We start from the raw sequence: 14,966 nt of genomic DNA on the forward strand, positions 1-14,966 counted from the left end.
CCGCGAACGTATGCATGACGGCCGTCTGACGGTGTGCAAGATTTATGATTGTGTAGATTGAAGGGTCAGTATCATGACCATCAACCCGCGCGACTACGACCTCGACGAGCTACGGAAGATGGCTCGTCAGCGGGGGAACGGGATGAGCGACGAGGACGTCCCCGACCCGACGGACCTCGACATGGGGCTTGACGACTCCGATGAAGAGGTGCTCGCGGGGAGTTCCTTCCGCTCCGGACTGTACCGCGAACTGCTGCCGTTCCTCGGCGGCGAGGCCCAGGAGAAGCCCTATCTCGAAACGCTGCCAGAGACCTACGCCGCGGAGTTCGTGATCTTCGAGTGGCTGGAGTTCCTGCTGATGCACTCCGGGTACCAGGGGGCCGACGAGGCGCTCGATTACTACCGCTCAATCGACTGGATAACAGCGGCCGTCCAGGACGACCTCTCGGACTACCTGCTCGGCATCGACGAGTCCGCGACCAACGACGACAACGACCTGAGCGTCGACGACCACATGCTGAGTCTCGTCTACGTCGCGAAACTCACCCAGATGACGTGACCTTCGTTTTCAGCAACAATTTCTTCACCGCCAATCCCTGATAACGACGGGTATCGGTATCAAATTCCCGAGGGGACAGCTATCAGTCCTGAATACTAGGGAGAGGATATATAGCGGGCGGTCGACAAGGACGACCGTATATGAGTGACGACGATGCGGACGACGGAGCCGGGTCCGAATCGGACGCCGGTGTGTCGTCAGGCGGCGCTGCCGCTGTTCCGGTCGGGGTCAAGCTCGGGAGCACCCGGACCGTCATTGCCCTGCCGGGCGAACACGGCACGGAGAACCGGATCATCAAGACGCTGACGTGCATGGCGACCTACGAGGACGCCCTGACCGGCGAGGAGAAGGTCCTCTACGGCGAGGAAGCGGCCCGGGAGTACCCGGACCGCGTCCAGTACATGCTCCGGTCGGGACTGCCCGAGGACGCCGACCGTGCCGAGATGACCAAGACGTTCTTCGAGGCGATCATCGAGGAGCACGACATCCCGGCGAACAGCGGCGTCGTGTACGCCATCCCGACCATCGACAATCCGACAGGGCTGGAGAACCTGCAGGACGTCATCGAGAACTCCTCGATCGGGCTTGAACTCGTCGAGAGCTACCCGGAGTCGCTGTGTGGCTCCATCCCGGCCTTTGGCGACGACCTCGAAGCCATCGACGAGATATTCGTCGCCGTCAACATGGGGTCGACGAACCTCGAAGCCTCCGCGTATCGCCGCGGCGAGCAGCTCTCCCCCTTCACGACGGGCGCGGTGACCGGCAACGAAGTCGACCGGATGATCGCAAACTACGTCGAGGAGGAGACGCAGGGCCGTGTCAACATCGACAATCAGACCGCCCGCGAATACAAGGAAGAGCACGCCGACTTCGTCGAGTTCGAGCCGTTCACGGACATCATCCAGCAGCCCGGCGGCGGCTCACACGAGTTCACCATCGAGCGCTCGGTGATGGACGCCCTCGACGAATACCTCGACGACGCCGTCGACGAACTGGCGAACACGTTCCTGCCTGAGCTGGCAAACGACTACATGAAGGTGTACCAGCTGGCGCTGGACCGGCCCATCGCCCTCACCGGCGGCATGGCCTGCATCCCCGGCATCGTCGACGAGTTCGAGGACCGACTCAGCGCGGAACTGAACCGCGACATCGAAGTTATCGCCGCCGACGAACCGGACGTCGCGCCGACAATCGGCGCACAGCGGATCGCGGCGCGCCTCGTCGAGACCAACTAGGGATTCCGCCAGCAGTTCAACCACCGTTCGATCCGTGGCTCGGGCCGGGCCATCTCGTTACTGCGGTCGTTCGAAAGTAACTCGAACACGTCCGTATCGATCCCGAAGCGGGTCGCGTCGGTTGGGAGTTCACCACCCTGTCGGTTCTGGGACGAACCCCCACCGAGACGGCTACGTGGCATATGGCCGACTACGGGGACATGATACCTAAAGCCAAGTCAGACAGCCGTCTGCCGGCTGACGGACGGACTTGCGAGGCACACAGTAGAATCGCAGACATGGCCGGGACCGGGGAATCACAGTATGATATAATCGCTGATCATATTAATTTACTATTCCGGTATCAGAATAGATAAGTGAATCTCAAGTCCACAGGCGTATTCTACCCGATAATGGGAAAAATTATCAACTTAGATAATTTAGGGGACGATCCGCCCGACGTTCTTACCGGCACCGGTCCGGGCGGGCTCCTCTCGACCGGGTATCTCCACGATGGGCCGGCACTGGCAGCCGTTGACGACGACGAGACGCCGCAGTTCGTCCTCACAAGTCGCAAACACGGCATCGAAATCGGCGGGTCGGAATCCGGCGAGACAGTGCGGCCGGGACGCAACTACCGCATGATCGGGGTCGTGACTGACAAGCGACTCCTGTTGCTGGTGGGCAAGGACAGCGGCGACACGCGGTTCGCCATCCCGCACGTCGATATCGACCAGATAGCGGGCGACCGGTCGCTGGGACACGGCCGGATCACGTTTCGGCGGTGCGGCGACACGGAGTGGCAGGTCCACTGTGGGAAGCAGGGTCTCGTGGATCTCACCGCGTATCTCTCCCACGCGTCACAGGCGTGGATCCGCGTCGAGAACATCCTGGACGAGGTCAAGCGGCTGCTCGTGACGGCGACCGAGCAGCGAGACAGCGGTGACCACGATCAGGCACTGGAGACGGTGCTGGACGCCGGGGACCGGATCGAGGTCGCCAGCGAGACAGCCACCGAATTCGGACCACCCGGAGACGCGAACGCGCTCGAAGGGCGTGTGACCACGGTCCGAGAGCGCCACGTTGCGACGCTCGCGGAAGTCCGCCGGAGCCGCGCCCGGCGGGCGGTCGACACCGGTGAGCAGCACTGGCGGGAGAACGAGTTCGAGGCCGCGTACGACGCCTACGACACAGCGCGGGCGGAGTACGAGGAGATCTTCTCGCTTCCGACGGAGGCCGTTCCCGACCTCGCTGACATCCGGGCCGAACGGGACCGGCTCGATTCCGTCGTCGAAGACCTCGAACGGTCGCCGCTCCGTATCGCGGTCGAAGCCGATAACGAGGCCGTCGCGGCGGAGGACCCAGCAGTCGCCGCCGACCACTGGGCCGAGGCGCTCGAAGCTTACCGCGATGTCCTCGAACTCGACTGGGGTGCGGACGACCGTCGGTTCGCCGGCGACCCCGAGAAGGTCCGGGATCGACTCGGGACCGTCGCGGAGAACCTCGTCGCCGCGCGGCGGACGGTCGCGACGGATGCGATGGAGGCCGGGGACTGGTACGCCGACGCCAGCCAGCCCGACGCCGCCCTAGTGGAGTACGAGACGGCGCAGGCGGCGTTCGAAACTGCGCTGGCGGCAGCCAGGGACTGCTACCCGGACGCCACCGATCACCTGGAAGCCGAACTCGACGCCGTCGAGCAGCGACTCTCGCGAACGGAGGCCAGACTCGACGGCGAACGCGTCGACGTGGATGACCGCTTCGACGAGACCGCGACAACGCCGGACCTGGACTTCGCGGCGGCCGACAAGCGCTCGCCGTCACCGGCTGACACGACCGAACTCGCGGATATCGAGGGTCGCATCGACGGCACTGAGCCGAAAATCGACCCGTCGGGACACGACGGGTCGTAGTCCCTACCGGTACTCAGTTCCTCACCGGATCGTCTATCTGCGGCGTCAGTTCGCGCTCCAGAGCGACTGGTCAGCGGCGGCTTTGTTGCCACCTGCTGCAGTTGTTCAATCAGTCCTATGTGATGAGATAGCAAAATACAGTCGGTTCAGGCCGTATTACGCCCGAACCGACTATGATCAGGAGAAAGTTTATATCCCCTTGTGGAATATATACAATTATAATGGATTGTACCAACTGTGGCACGCGAATGTCATACAACGACCAGACGACAAAGCTCACCGAGTTCGTCTGTCCCAGTTGTCACGAAACCGTCATCGACTGGAAGGCCGAGGCCCGCAACGCCCGCGTTTACTGACCGGTCCTGTCCGCTTTTTCGCTGATCGTCCGCCTTCAGCCACCGCTCCGGCTATTGCCCCTTCTCAGTGCTTTCTGGCATCCTCGACGGTCCATACTGACGGTGCGCCGTAAGCCACCGATGGGCTGCTGGACGCTTCGCTGACCGCATCGGGGACAGAACCCACAAGAGCGTGCATATTCGTTCAGAAACGATTGCCGAATGTTTTTATATTTCAGGAGGGGATACCGAGGCAATGGGAAATTCGCCACGTATCGGCTGTCTCTACACCGACGCCTGTACGGACGAGCAGGCGGCGGCGTACGACTGGTGTCAGGAGACAGTCGACGGTGCCGAGCGATGCGCACTCTCCTCGGTCGAGCCGACGGAGTACGACGTCCTCTGGTGGCATCGGGACGAACTGTTCGACGAGCGAGCCCTGGCCGACGCGTCGGCGCTGGCCGCGTACGTCCGCGACGGCGGGTCGCTCCTGTTGACACTGAGCGCGATGGCCGCCGTCGAGCCGCTGGGGTTCGATGCGGTCGCGCCCGACGCCGTCGGCTGGGAGGAGATCCCGGAGCCGACCGGCCACCTCTGGCAAGCCCTGTATGCCGACCACCCGATCCACGCGGACTACGACACGCTTCGCGTTCACACCCGCGGCGCCGGCGTGACGATCCCGTACGCGAGATACGAGTCCATCGCGCCCCAGTCCGGAGACGTGCTCGCGAGCACGATCCGGGGCGACACCGATGTGGTCAAGCAGATGGCAATCGTCTCCTGGGAGCCCGGCACCGGGCAGGTACTCGGAATCGGCTCTTCGGTGGCGTTCGCACAGCCGACCCACGACGTGTGTCAGGGCAACCGCGAGACGCTCGTCGAGAACGCGCTCGAATTCCTGGCGGCGGACGAGCGACACCCGCTGACCGGCCGCCCGAAGAACGCCGACACGTTCGGGCAGTTGCGCGAGCGACTTACCGACGACCCACAGCGGCCGTCGTACCACGTGACGCCGCCGGCGAACTGGCTCAACGACCCGAACGGGCTCATCCACTGGAACGGCCGCTATCACCTGTTTTACCAGTACAACCCGGCCGGGCCGTTCCACAACACGATCCACTGGGGCCACGCCGTCAGCGACGACCTCGTCCACTGGGAGGACCGCCCGGTCGCGCTGACGCCCTCGCCGGACGGCCCCGACCGGGACGGCTGCTGGTCGGGCTGTGCGGTCGACAACGACGGCGTCCCGACCGTGCTGTACACGGGCGGTCGCGACAAGCGCCAGCTCCCCTGTATCGCCACCGCCACGGACGACGACCTCACGGCCTGGGACAAGGACCCGGACAACCCCATCATCGAGGAGCTACCGACCGAACCGGAGGTGCTCCGCACCGAGCACTGGGAAGGGGAGTTCCGGGACCACTGCGTCTGGCGCGAGGACGGCACCTGGTATCAGCTCATCGGGGCTGGCATCGAGGGCGGCGGCGGGGCGGCGCTGCTGTACGAGTCGTCGGACCTCCGGGACTGGGAGTACCGCGGTCCGATTTTGGCCGGCGACCGCGACACCGCCGGAACCGTCTGGGAGTGCCCCGAACTGCTCGATTTTGGCGACCGGCAGCTCCTGCACGTCTCGAACTACGAGGACGTGGTGTACTTCCTCGGCACCTACGAGGACGGCGAGTTCGACGTGGACCGCCGCGACAAGCTCGACCACGGCGACTTCTACGCCCCGCAGTCGATGTGGACCGACGACGGCCGCATCCTGACCTGGGGGTGGCTCCCCGAAGCCCGCGACGTGAGCGGGCAGTGGGACGCCGGCTGGTCCGGCGCGATGTCGCTTCCGCGGGAGCTGTCCCTGGCCGACGATGGCGGCCTCTGCCAGCGGCCGGCCCCCGAACTTACCGAACTGCGGGGCGACAACACCAGCTACGACGTGGTCCGACTCGGGTCGGGCGACACCGAGCAGTTACCGGTCGAGAGCCGGTCGTTCGAGCTCCGCGCGACCGTCCGTCTGGAGGATGCAGAAGCCGTCGAGCTGTCCGTCCTCGAAACGCCGGACGGGGAGGAGCGGACGCCGATCCGGTACTCCTACGAGAGCGAGATCGCCGTCGACCGGTCGGCATCGAGCACCGACCCGCAGGCGACCGGCGATACCCAGACGATGCGGGTCCAGCCGTACGACGCACCGCTGTCGCTGCGCGTCTTCGTCGACGGGAGCGTCGTCGAGGTGTTCGCCAACGAACGCCACTGTCTGACCAGCCGCGTGTATCCGACCCGCGAGGACGCGACCGGCATCTCGCTGTCCGCCGAGGGCGGGCGCGCCACTATCGCGTCGCTGGACGTCTGGGAACTGGATGGCGTCTGGTAGGCGTATTGGCGAACAGTTGCCGGCTGTATTCCTGCGAACAGGCGGTTTCGGTGCTCGTTACTGCGACTCAGGTTCGCCCCGCGTGTGGTAGGTTTCCGACCCGGCGTCCCGTTTCCCGCGCCGGATCAGTTCCCGGTCCGTCGGCGGGAGTGTCTCGCCCGCCAGCGGGATCTGCCAGTGTCCGAGCGTCCCGATGATGCGGGTTCGGCTTCCCTCAACGTCGAGCCGGAGCGTCGGGCCGAGCGAGCCGCCGAACCGGCGCATCTGCTCGGCCTCGGACAGATGAGCGATCTCGTCCAGCGTCTCGCCGTCGAAGTCATAGTAGTTGAAGAAGCTCTGGACCAGCACCTCGTCACCGTGGGGAAAGGCCATCCACGAGTAGGACTGGAACGGCGCGTTTGCGGGGTTCGTGGCGACGAGGCCGGAGTCGTTCAGCGGGACGTACTCGCCCCGGAGCTCCTCGGTGACGAAGCCATACAGCGCGTCGAACCCCTCCAGCCCCGGCGCGAACGTGTGGAGGTGGCTGGAGATGAACAGGTAGTACAGGCCGTCCCGATATACGACGTGTGGCCGTTCGAGTTCCTGATTGACGCCCACGGCGTCAAGCAACGGGTCTTCGAGTTCCCACTCCAGCGGGTCGCCCGTCGGCGAGCGAGCGATGCCGACGCTGCCGTTGAACTCCTGCAGCCCGGCGTCGCCACCGCAGGCGTCGCTCCCCTCGGGCACCGGCGTGTTCGCCTCGAACAGGAGCCACGTCTCGCCCGTCTCGGGGTCCTCAAAGAACCACGGGTCGCGGAAGGTGTAGATCATCCCACGGGACTGGTCCTCGCGCTCGTAGCGGTCGCCATCGGGTTGGAGCAGTTCGTGGTGGGTCCACGGCCCCGAGAGCTCGAACCCGTCGGTCGTGTCGATGCTACCCCCGTCCGCGCCGACGATCCGCTGCGTGTAGGTCAGGTCGTCGGCTCCGTTCTCGCCGGCCGCGGTGTAAAAGAGATAGACGCTGCCGTCGTCGTACAGTGCGGACCCGGCCCACTGGCGCTGGCCCAGGGCGTCCTCGAACACCGGGCCGGCGTTGTGCCAGTCCCGGCCGTCGTCGGAGTAGAAACAGCGGATGGTCGCCACGTCGTGGCGCTTGCCGGGCAGCAGGTCCGACGGGGCCGTCAGCGAGAAACAGACCCGATAGCCGTCGACCGTCGCCAGCGTGCCGTCGCGGTTGCGGAGGAACCACGTGTCCCAGATGTGGACTTCCGGGATCTGTTCGGTGGCCGGCGGGTAGACGATGGGGGCGACGGTGTCGTCGGTCCGCTCGATCCGACCCGCCTGCTCGCGCGTCCAACCGGCGCGGGCCCCCGTTCCGGGACGGCCCTCGCCGAGCGCCTCGTCTGTCATACCCCACGTTGGGCCGACCACGGGTATAAACCTTGCCAGGTGGGTACTACGACTGTTGTATGAAATATATGCAATACGTACGGTCTACGGGACAACGCTAGCAGAGAAAACCGAGAGTGGGTATCAACAGCGGCCGAACAGCGCGTTACTCGCCGGAGTCCTCGCTCCGGCTGACGCCCTCCGGACCGGTGATATCGAGCGGCCGGACCCACTCGTACCAGATGAAGACGACACCGAGGCCGTAGCCAAGCGCCCAGGCGGTACTTCCGATCCAGGGGTAGCCGAGCGTGCTGAGCCCCCAGTTTGCGAGCCCCGGGAGGATGATCGCGGCGACGACCGTCAGCGCCAACACCACTGCGTCCTGGCTGTTCACGGTCGCGTCCTCCCCGCCGCTGTCCCGTTCATACCTTCTGTTCGGCTTGGAGACTCCTGAGTCTGTCGAAACACCGACCCGTGGCCGGTCCAAACCCGACACCGTAGCCGTCCCATTTTTATCATCGTATGCCCTACCCCGGATGTCGGGAATGTCTCAGAACCACACAGACCGGTCGTCTTCGGAAGACATCGAGTGGTGCTACGATGCCGTCCATCGTGTGTCGCGGACGTTTAGTCTCACGATTTCGGAACTCAACGAACCGATGGCCCGGGACATCTGTCTGGGCTATCTTCTCTGCCGTGTGGCCGACACGATCGAGGACGCCGGTCACCTCCCTCCAGCGGTGCAGACCGAACTCCTGCAGACGTACAGCCGCTCGCTCGAACCGTCTAGCGGGACGACCGTCTCGTCGTTCCACGACGCCGTCGAGGAGTGGATTCCCACGACGACCAACGCGGACTGGGAGGTCGTCGAGAACGCGGGTCGAATCGTCGATGTGTTTCACACCCTCGATGACCACTCCACACAGACGATTCGTGGCCCGGTCCGGGAACTCGTCGACGGGATGGCGATGTTCGTCGACCGCTACGCCGACGCCGGCGGACTGCGGATCAAAACGCTCGACGAACTCGAAGAGTACTGCTGGTACGCCGCCGGCACCGTCGGCACGCTGGTGACCGGGCTGGTCTCGCACGAGGCCACCGACGAGCAGGTGGCCCAGATGGAGGACAACGCCCGCTCGTTTGCCCTTCTGCTGCAGCTCGTCAACGTCGCCAAGGACGCCGCGACGGACATGGAAGAGGAGAACAACGTCTACCTCCCGCTTGAGCTGCTCCACGAACAGGGACTTGACCACAGCGACGTGAGCAACACCGACAACGTCGAGTCGCTGGTCCCCGTCATCGAGCAGGTCACCGAGCGAGCGGAGGGCTACCTCGACGACGCGCAGGCCTGGCTCGAAGCCATGCCCGAAACCCGCGGCAACACCCTCTCCGCGTGGGCCATTCCGTTCCTGCTTGCCGTCGGGACGATCCGCGAACTCCGCGAGCGGCCCGCCGACGTCATCGAGCAGGGCAACGTCAAGATCTCCCGCGAGGAGGTCCACTCCGTCACCCAGCAGTTCGGCGGTGACGGCGACCCCTCGATCGGGGAGCTACGGGCCAAAATCCGCCAGCGGCCGCTCCACGAGTACTGACGGCTATCGAGACATTCCCTTTTGCCTTCGTCCGCGACCGGCGTCTCATCGACTCCCGAACGGACGTGTTACTATCCCCGCGCCCGCAGGTCACTCCGGACCGCGCCCATCGTAACGCTGCACGATTTTCCTGAGCCACCAGAGCTTCAGCCCGCTCATCGCCAGCGTGCCGGCCGTCGCGATGCCTGGTCGACGACGCCAGGCGGCGTACAGAGCGATGGCCGCCGCCAGCGCCCCGCCAGTGTTACAGATGTTCGGATACGACAGCCCCATCGTGCCGTTGTCCCGCTCCGTGAGCCACCACCGCTCTGCCAGCACGGCGCGGGTCATCCAGGCGTCCTCGTCGTCCGGCGGCGCGAACAGGACCGGATTGATGACCGTCCACAGCAGCGCCGCGGTCAGGAGCCGCCAGCGCCGCTGATACACCGCGTACACGATGACAGCGCCGGTCGGAACCCGCGACCAGCCGCTTCTGGGACTCGAATGGCGGGCCCAGAACCAGTCCTGTACCCCGTCTAGTAGATTTGGTGTCATGTCTAGCTATCAATCGTGTCAGGAGTTAACACTGCCGCCGGGTGATGGAGGCGCTGCAGTTCGCCGCACCGATTTTCCGGGGACAGAACACTCATGTCCGCCCTGTGTGAACGCCGTCTATGGCCACAGCGGCGTCGGGGCTCTCCGAGCCACGGGTACTCGCCCGGACCAAAGACCGGCTGTTCGCGGACCGCGAGGACGCCTACGTCGTCGCGGACACGCAGTTCGCACAGCAACGCTGGCTGGACGCCACACCCATCGAGGCGTCCGTGCAGGCGACCCTTGCGCCGTTCAACCACGTCCGGGTCGGGACGGGCTATCCCGACCTCGTGGGCGTGCAGACGCTCCCGACTGAGTTGGTGTCCGTCGACCGACTCGGCGACCGGCCGCCGCTGATCGCCGTCGAGGCGAAGGGGTACACCGGCAACGGTGGCGTCGACGCCGAGCGGGGCGTCGTCCAGGCCTACGACCGGCTCAACGAGGCCAACGTCGCCTTCCTGACCGCACCCCGGAGCGGCATCTCCACCGCCGCGCGGACGATGGCCCGCGAGCTGAACGTCGGCGTGCTGGGCGTCGAACCCGATGGCACGGTTTCGGTCCTCGAACGGCCCCGCGTGGTCGGCCACGGGTCGATGGACGCCGCCTCGGCCATCCGGTTCCAGGCGGGTGCACAGGGCGTCGCCGATCAGAACTTCGGGCTCAACCATCCGAAAAACTACATCGCAGTTCCGCTGGCCGTCCACCACGACGGCGACGCGCGGGACTTGCTCGCGGCGCATGTCGTCGGGGCCGTCGACGGCGCTCTCGCCGGCGCGGCGTTCCTGAACCTGATCGACACCGGCCAGGGATCGCTCACGCTGACCCCGCTGGGACGCGAGGTCGTCCGCTTCGCGCTCCGGACGGTCGGCGACCTCGACGCCGCCCTCCGGCGGTTCGAGGACTGGCAGCGCTCCCGGAAGCGGTTCATCGACGTCGCGCCCCAGTGGGGCCAGCTCGTCCGCCGCGTCGTCTCTGCCTACCCGGCCACGGAGCTGCTCGTCGACGGGCTCTACGCCTGCCACCGGGACGGCTACGCTGCCCCGTCGCTCGTCGAGTTCGTCGAATACCTCCACGCCCTCCACCCCGAGTTCACCGTCGAACTGTTCCTTCGCGGCGACGAGGCCGTTCGCCAGCGGGCGCTGACCGGCGACGGCGAACTCCGCCGCTCGGAACTCACCGACGGCAGCGTCTACCACTCGCCCACCGTCTTCCAGCTGAAAGCGATCTACTACCACGCTGGCATCGTGACCGAGCGCGGTGCGGAACCCACCAATCTGGACCCCGAAACGGACGAGTGGGCGCTGTGTGACCCGCTCGCGTAGGGACGCTGGTCCAGCACGTCGCGTAGTTCTACCGACACATAACCCTGAAGCCCGGGTAGCCCCTATGTCAGCGTAATGACCCAGACCCTGGAGCTCCCCAACGGCGACGTCGTCTCACCCGAGGACGTATTTTGCTACAACGACTACCCCTATCGGCTCGTCTGGCTGGAGAGCGACACCCACGAGTTCGCGCTTTCGCCGCTGTACTGGGGCGACAGCGGCATGGACATCCCGTTTCAGGACCGCGAGGCGCTCGTCGACCAGTGGGAGGTCGATTCGCGGGGCCGGATGACGGGCGAGGAGTGGGCGGACTGGCTCGACGACGCGACGGCGGACCCCCGCTACAGCGACGACGAGGTGGCGTCGCTCGCGGCCGAGCTCCCGACGGAGTGGGACGCCGATGACGGGGATTCCGGCTCGGGGGGCGGCCTCCGGGACCGCCTCGGGCTGTAACTGCCGTCGCCGAACTCTGAAAGGTATTAATCCGTTCGCCCTGCAAACCCTGGCATGGAACCGATTTGGCTCGCCGCCGGTGGGGCCGCCCTGGCCGTGGGCCTCGCACTGGCGTTTGCCATCACTCGCCGCTCAGGAAGCGGTGCGTCGAAGCGCGCTCACGAGGCCGCACAGGAACGAGAACCGCCGGTCGAACTCGGCGAGACCTACGAGTTCGGCATCACCGAATTTACCGATCATCACTCCGGCGACCGCGTCGCCGTCGGCAAGGTCGAGGGTTTTGTCCTTTTCACCGAGGATGTGCCGTCGTCGGTGTCGGCCGGCGACGTGATCCGGGCGAAGGTGCTGTCGTTCAACCGGGACCACACCTCCGCCGACGCTCGGTTCGTCGAACGCGCGTGAGCGAGGCGGCGCTGGCAGCGTCGCGGACCGGGCCGCCCGCCCCGGACGATGGCGACTCCAGTCCCGGTATGGATGGAGAAACGGATATGTGTCCACCACGAAAAGACAGTAGCCATGAGTGAATCGGACGGGCAGAGTACGCCACAGGACACCCGAGACGTGATTATGGAGGCCACCTTTCGGGCGTTGAGCAAGCACGGGTACAAGGACTTGCGGGTCCGGGACATCGGCGAGGAGATGGATATGTCCCGGCAGGTGATTCACTACCATTTCGACGGCAAGTACGATCTTATCTCTTCGTTCTTGGAGTACATCATCGATCAGTACGAGGGCAGCGTCGAAGTCGACGACGAGACCGACCCCCGCGCGGAGCTCGATGTACGTATCGACCGGTGTCTGTTCGGTCCGGAGTTCGACGATTTCTCGCACTGGGACCGGATGAAGGTGTACCACGAGCTGTACGCCTACGCCCAGAACGACGACGAACACCGGGCGCTGTTCAACGAGCACTACGACCGCCTTCGGGAGAGCATCGCCACGGTCGTCGAAGACGGGATCGAGCAGGGCGCGTTTCGCGATGTTGACGCCGAACTGATGGGCCAGCTCATCACGGACGTGATTCACGCGGCCCGCGGTCGGCGGATCGCCCTCGGGCACGAGGACGCCCCCGAGGAGGCCAAACGAGCTATCAACGATTTCGTTCTCGACTCGCTGTATCCGCCGCAGTAACGGACGGCGGTAAAAAGACGGCTCAGACGGGGCTGATTCCGACGCTGAGCGCCCACGTTCCAGTTGCGGACGCGGCGACGACGAGTGCGCCGCCAGCGAGCGTCACGTTCTTCAGGAAACTGTTCAGTTCGTCCTGTCGGTCCTCGTCCGGCACGGCCCAGAAGTCGTGCATCGCAACGGCCGAGACGATGAGGAACACTGCGAGGGCGATTGCCGCGACGACCGGGAAGACGCCCACGGTCACACCGAGGCCACCGAGGATGAGAAGCCCGCCGGACGCGAGGACGGAGACCTTCGGCGCTGGAAGCCCCTTGTACTCGGCGTAGCCGGCCATCTGTTCGGTCTGCGTGAAGTGGCTCAGGCCGGTGAAGGCGAGCACGCCACCGAAGAGGACACGTCCGACGACGAGCAACGCGACGTCGAGTTCGGGTGCCATCAGGCGTTCACCGCCGGGGCTGCACGGTAGCTTTCAACAGTACGACTCGAAATGGTATCGTGGTTCATTGTGGGCGTAGATTCTGTCCGCATCGTTAGAGCTCCGGCACGTCCGACGGCATGTCGAAGTCGTGGTAGTACTCGCCTTTCTCCTTCGAGAGAATGTCGAGGACGGCGGCCGCGCCGTCACCGGCCGCGATGACCGCCTGCCACTTCTCCGCTCGACCCATCGCGCCGGTCGCGTACACGTTCTCGACCGACGTTTCCATGTCGACGGTCACGTCGACGACACCCTCATCGGTGAACGCACAGCCGAGGTCCTCGGCGAGGCTCCGGTCGCCACCGGTCGCGAGGACGACGTACTCAGCGGTGTACTCGTCTTCGTCCGTCGACAGGACGAAGCCGTCGTCGGTCTGTTCGATATCGGTGACTTCCGTCTCGTGCAGCGTCGCGCCACGGTCCCGGGTCTGCCCCCGAGCGATGGTGAGGAACTCGTCGCCGCTGATGGATCGCACGCCGGGGTAGTTGAACAGGTGGGCCTTGTGCATCCACGACTCGTCCGTGTCGAAGGCAATCGTTTCGAGGTCGTTTTTCGCCGCGTACTGTGCCGCACTCAGGCCGGCGGGGCCGCCGCCGACGACTGCTACATCTGCCATGTTTCACAGCACGGACCGCCCGTAAAAGAGTCTTACCATCTGGTAAAATGCGGTCGGATTGCAGAAACACGGACGGCGAATCGGCCGTCAGCGGAGCCGTTTATTCGTAATCCGGGACTGACGATACCCACTCACAGGACGTACGGCCCGCGCTGTCGGATCGGCTCCCCGTGCGGTCGGCCCGAAACGGCGACGACACGGAGTGAATCATCGCCCCGGAGCGTCACCGACTGCGCCTCGGTGACCGGCAGCACATCACCGGCAGCGAACGACTGCCCCTCGACCGCCCCGTCGCCGGCGACACCGTAGAGGAATCCCGACCACTCGTCTGGAACCGTCCAAGTCCACGCGTCGGCCACGGACACGTCCAGATACTCCATCGGCGTGTGGAGGCTGATCGGCGAGCCGTCGCCGATGACCGTCGTGATCGTCGCGCCGTCCCGCGCTTCCGTCGGCAGTTCGTCGGCCGTCGCATCGACGTAGTCCGGGTCGGCCTCTTTCTCCGCCCGCGGCAGGTTCACCCAGAGCTGCAGCCCGGTACAGGCTCGTCCGTCCGCGGGGAACTCGGAGTGCCGGATCCCGCTCCCGGCCGTGATTCGCATCGCGTCGTTCTCGTATGCCGTGTTTGCCACGCCGAGCGAGTCCTCGTGTTCCATGCCGCCCTCGATCATGTAGGAGACGATCTCGAACCCGCGGTGGGGATGCATCGGGAACCCCTTCTCGGGGTCGATGTAGAACTGCTCGAACAGGACGAACGGGTCAAGGTTGTGTGGATAGCCGTCCGTCGGAAACGCTCGGTTCGAGTTCACGCCCGTCCCGTGCTGGACCGTCTCGCCGGGAATCGGTCCGCTGGTCGACGCCCGCGACTCGTTCTCGGTCATACACCTCCTTGTTTACCGAGCGGTAAAAACTGTCGGGAGTCAAACGGACCCGCTACTGGCCAGTTTTCCGTATCTGTATTCACCGCTACAACAGGTATCCCAAACAGCGAGACACGTCCTTCATACGCGTCAAATAAGCGGATGGGTTGGGGCGGCCTCTCACCGAAGA

At 65.2% G+C, this 14,966-nt stretch carries 16 protein-coding genes; 9 read left to right on the top strand and 7 right to left on the bottom strand.

All coding sequences use genetic code 11. The features are described from left to right. Window positions 1–73: 73 nt before the first annotated feature. Window positions 74–559, top strand: a complete 486-nt coding sequence (locus ACY9XZ_RS18540; protein ID WP_463458480.1) for a FlaD/FlaE family flagellar protein — start codon at window positions 74–76, stop codon at window positions 557–559. Between the two features lie 140 nt (window positions 560–699). Further along, entirely contained in the window at window positions 700–1,794 is a 1,095-nt protein-coding gene (locus ACY9XZ_RS18545) for a hypothetical protein (RefSeq protein WP_463458481.1), read from the top strand. On the opposite strand, the gene ACY9XZ_RS18550 is transcribed toward ACY9XZ_RS18545, so the two are convergent. Beyond that, window positions 1,791–1,976, bottom strand: a complete 186-nt coding sequence (locus tag ACY9XZ_RS18550) for a hypothetical protein (RefSeq protein ID WP_463458482.1) — start codon at window positions 1,974–1,976, stop codon at window positions 1,791–1,793. The two genes, ACY9XZ_RS18545 and ACY9XZ_RS18550, sit on opposite strands and share 4 nt — an antisense overlap. Before the next feature lie 210 nt (window positions 1,977–2,186). Here ACY9XZ_RS18550 and ACY9XZ_RS18555 point away from each other — a divergent pair, with 210 nt between their 5' ends. Next, window positions 2,187–3,683: a hypothetical protein gene (locus ACY9XZ_RS18555; RefSeq protein ID WP_463458483.1), complete on the top strand. Its 1,497-nt coding sequence runs from the start codon at window positions 2,187–2,189 to the stop codon at window positions 3,681–3,683. Window positions 3,684–4,274: 591 nt separating this feature from the next. Continuing rightward, window positions 4,275–6,386 carry a GH32 C-terminal domain-containing protein gene (locus ACY9XZ_RS18560; RefSeq protein ID WP_463458484.1) on the top strand — a complete coding sequence of 704 codons (2,112 nt, stop codon included), beginning with the start codon at window positions 4,275–4,277 and terminating at the stop codon, window positions 6,384–6,386. Between the two features lie 57 nt (window positions 6,387–6,443). On the opposite strand, the gene ACY9XZ_RS18565 is transcribed toward ACY9XZ_RS18560, so the two are convergent. Together ACY9XZ_RS18565 and ACY9XZ_RS18570 are read right to left on the bottom strand one after the other, a co-directional pair. Continuing rightward, window positions 6,444–7,775: a glycoside hydrolase family 68 protein gene (locus ACY9XZ_RS18565; protein ID WP_463458485.1), complete on the bottom strand. Its 1,332-nt coding sequence runs from the start codon at window positions 7,773–7,775 to the stop codon at window positions 6,444–6,446. Window positions 7,776–7,920: 145 nt separating this feature from the next. Then, the gene (locus tag ACY9XZ_RS18570; protein WP_463458486.1) at window positions 7,921–8,148 is read right to left on the bottom strand and encodes a hypothetical protein; all 228 of its coding nucleotides are present in this window, start codon (window positions 8,146–8,148) and stop codon (window positions 7,921–7,923) included. A gap of 151 nt (window positions 8,149–8,299) precedes the next feature. Between ACY9XZ_RS18570 and ACY9XZ_RS18575 the strand changes: the two genes are divergently transcribed. After that, window positions 8,300–9,346, top strand: a complete 1,047-nt coding sequence (locus tag ACY9XZ_RS18575) for a phytoene/squalene synthase family protein (RefSeq protein WP_463458487.1) — start codon at window positions 8,300–8,302, stop codon at window positions 9,344–9,346. Window positions 9,347–9,436: 90 nt separating this feature from the next. Here ACY9XZ_RS18575 and ACY9XZ_RS18580 read toward each other — a convergent pair whose 3' ends face one another. After that, window positions 9,437–9,880 (bottom strand): DUF6653 family protein, encoded by a 444-nt coding sequence (locus tag ACY9XZ_RS18580; protein ID WP_463458488.1) that lies wholly within the window; start codon window positions 9,878–9,880, stop codon window positions 9,437–9,439. 119 nt (window positions 9,881–9,999) lie between these two features. On the opposite strand from ACY9XZ_RS18580, the gene ACY9XZ_RS18585 reads away from it, so the two are divergent. The 4 genes from ACY9XZ_RS18585 to ACY9XZ_RS18600 all read left to right on the top strand — a co-directional run bounded on the left by ACY9XZ_RS18585 (window position 10,000) and on the right by ACY9XZ_RS18600 (window position 12,825). After that, window positions 10,000–11,241 (top strand): hypothetical protein, encoded by a 1,242-nt coding sequence (locus ACY9XZ_RS18585; protein ID WP_463458489.1) that lies wholly within the window; start codon window positions 10,000–10,002, stop codon window positions 11,239–11,241. Between the two features lie 75 nt (window positions 11,242–11,316). Beyond that, on the top strand, window positions 11,317–11,694 hold the full coding sequence (locus ACY9XZ_RS18590) for a hypothetical protein (RefSeq protein WP_463458490.1): 378 nt from the start codon (window positions 11,317–11,319) through the stop codon (window positions 11,692–11,694). Between the two features lie 54 nt (window positions 11,695–11,748). Then, window positions 11,749–12,096, top strand: a complete 348-nt coding sequence (locus ACY9XZ_RS18595; protein ID WP_463458491.1) for a TRAM domain-containing protein — start codon at window positions 11,749–11,751, stop codon at window positions 12,094–12,096. A gap of 114 nt (window positions 12,097–12,210) precedes the next feature. Continuing rightward, the gene (locus ACY9XZ_RS18600) at window positions 12,211–12,825 is read left to right on the top strand and encodes a TetR/AcrR family transcriptional regulator (protein ID WP_463458492.1); all 615 of its coding nucleotides are present in this window, start codon (window positions 12,211–12,213) and stop codon (window positions 12,823–12,825) included. Between the two features lie 22 nt (window positions 12,826–12,847). On the opposite strand, the gene ACY9XZ_RS18605 is transcribed toward ACY9XZ_RS18600, so the two are convergent. From ACY9XZ_RS18605 to ACY9XZ_RS18615, 3 genes are all read right to left on the bottom strand, one after another. Continuing rightward, complete coding sequence (locus tag ACY9XZ_RS18605) at window positions 12,848–13,261, bottom strand: DoxX family protein (RefSeq protein WP_463458493.1); 414 nt, start codon at window positions 13,259–13,261, stop codon at window positions 12,848–12,850. A 94-nt stretch (window positions 13,262–13,355) separates the two neighbouring features. After that, on the bottom strand, window positions 13,356–13,916 hold the full coding sequence (locus ACY9XZ_RS18610; protein ID WP_463458494.1) for an NAD(P)/FAD-dependent oxidoreductase: 561 nt from the start codon (window positions 13,914–13,916) through the stop codon (window positions 13,356–13,358). A 131-nt stretch (window positions 13,917–14,047) separates the two neighbouring features. Further along, window positions 14,048–14,797 carry a pirin family protein gene (locus tag ACY9XZ_RS18615; protein WP_463458495.1) on the bottom strand — a complete coding sequence of 250 codons (750 nt, stop codon included), beginning with the start codon at window positions 14,795–14,797 and terminating at the stop codon, window positions 14,048–14,050. Between the last annotated feature and the right edge of the window lie 169 nt (window positions 14,798–14,966).

This window comes from Haloarcula sp. HT12 (assembly GCF_055271655.1).

What these genes read in the sequence shown, in the direction of transcription:
- ACY9XZ_RS18540 (WP_463458480.1), top strand. Translation starts at nt 74, where the DNA reads ATGACCATCAACCCGCGCGACTACGACCTCGACGAGCTACGGAAGATG.
- ACY9XZ_RS18545 (WP_463458481.1), top strand. Translation starts at nt 700, where the DNA reads ATGAGTGACGACGATGCGGACGACGGAGCCGGGTCCGAATCGGACGCC.
- ACY9XZ_RS18550 (WP_463458482.1), bottom strand. Translation starts at nt 1,976, where the DNA reads ATGCCACGTAGCCGTCTCGGTGGGGGTTCGTCCCAGAACCGACAGGGT.
- ACY9XZ_RS18555 (WP_463458483.1), top strand. Translation starts at nt 2,187, where the DNA reads ATGGGAAAAATTATCAACTTAGATAATTTAGGGGACGATCCGCCCGAC.
- ACY9XZ_RS18560 (WP_463458484.1), top strand. Translation starts at nt 4,275, where the DNA reads ATGGGAAATTCGCCACGTATCGGCTGTCTCTACACCGACGCCTGTACG.
- ACY9XZ_RS18565 (WP_463458485.1), bottom strand. Translation starts at nt 7,775, where the DNA reads ATGACAGACGAGGCGCTCGGCGAGGGCCGTCCCGGAACGGGGGCCCGC.
- ACY9XZ_RS18575 (WP_463458487.1), top strand. Translation starts at nt 8,300, where the DNA reads ATGTCTCAGAACCACACAGACCGGTCGTCTTCGGAAGACATCGAGTGG.
- ACY9XZ_RS18580 (WP_463458488.1), bottom strand. Translation starts at nt 9,880, where the DNA reads ATGACACCAAATCTACTAGACGGGGTACAGGACTGGTTCTGGGCCCGC.
- ACY9XZ_RS18585 (WP_463458489.1), top strand. Translation starts at nt 10,000, where the DNA reads ATGGCCACAGCGGCGTCGGGGCTCTCCGAGCCACGGGTACTCGCCCGG.
- ACY9XZ_RS18590 (WP_463458490.1), top strand. Translation starts at nt 11,317, where the DNA reads ATGACCCAGACCCTGGAGCTCCCCAACGGCGACGTCGTCTCACCCGAG.
- ACY9XZ_RS18595 (WP_463458491.1), top strand. Translation starts at nt 11,749, where the DNA reads ATGGAACCGATTTGGCTCGCCGCCGGTGGGGCCGCCCTGGCCGTGGGC.
- ACY9XZ_RS18600 (WP_463458492.1), top strand. Translation starts at nt 12,211, where the DNA reads ATGAGTGAATCGGACGGGCAGAGTACGCCACAGGACACCCGAGACGTG.
- ACY9XZ_RS18605 (WP_463458493.1), bottom strand. Translation starts at nt 13,261, where the DNA reads ATGGCACCCGAACTCGACGTCGCGTTGCTCGTCGTCGGACGTGTCCTC.
- ACY9XZ_RS18610 (WP_463458494.1), bottom strand. Translation starts at nt 13,916, where the DNA reads ATGGCAGATGTAGCAGTCGTCGGCGGCGGCCCCGCCGGCCTGAGTGCG.
- ACY9XZ_RS18615 (WP_463458495.1), bottom strand. Translation starts at nt 14,797, where the DNA reads ATGACCGAGAACGAGTCGCGGGCGTCGACCAGCGGACCGATTCCCGGC.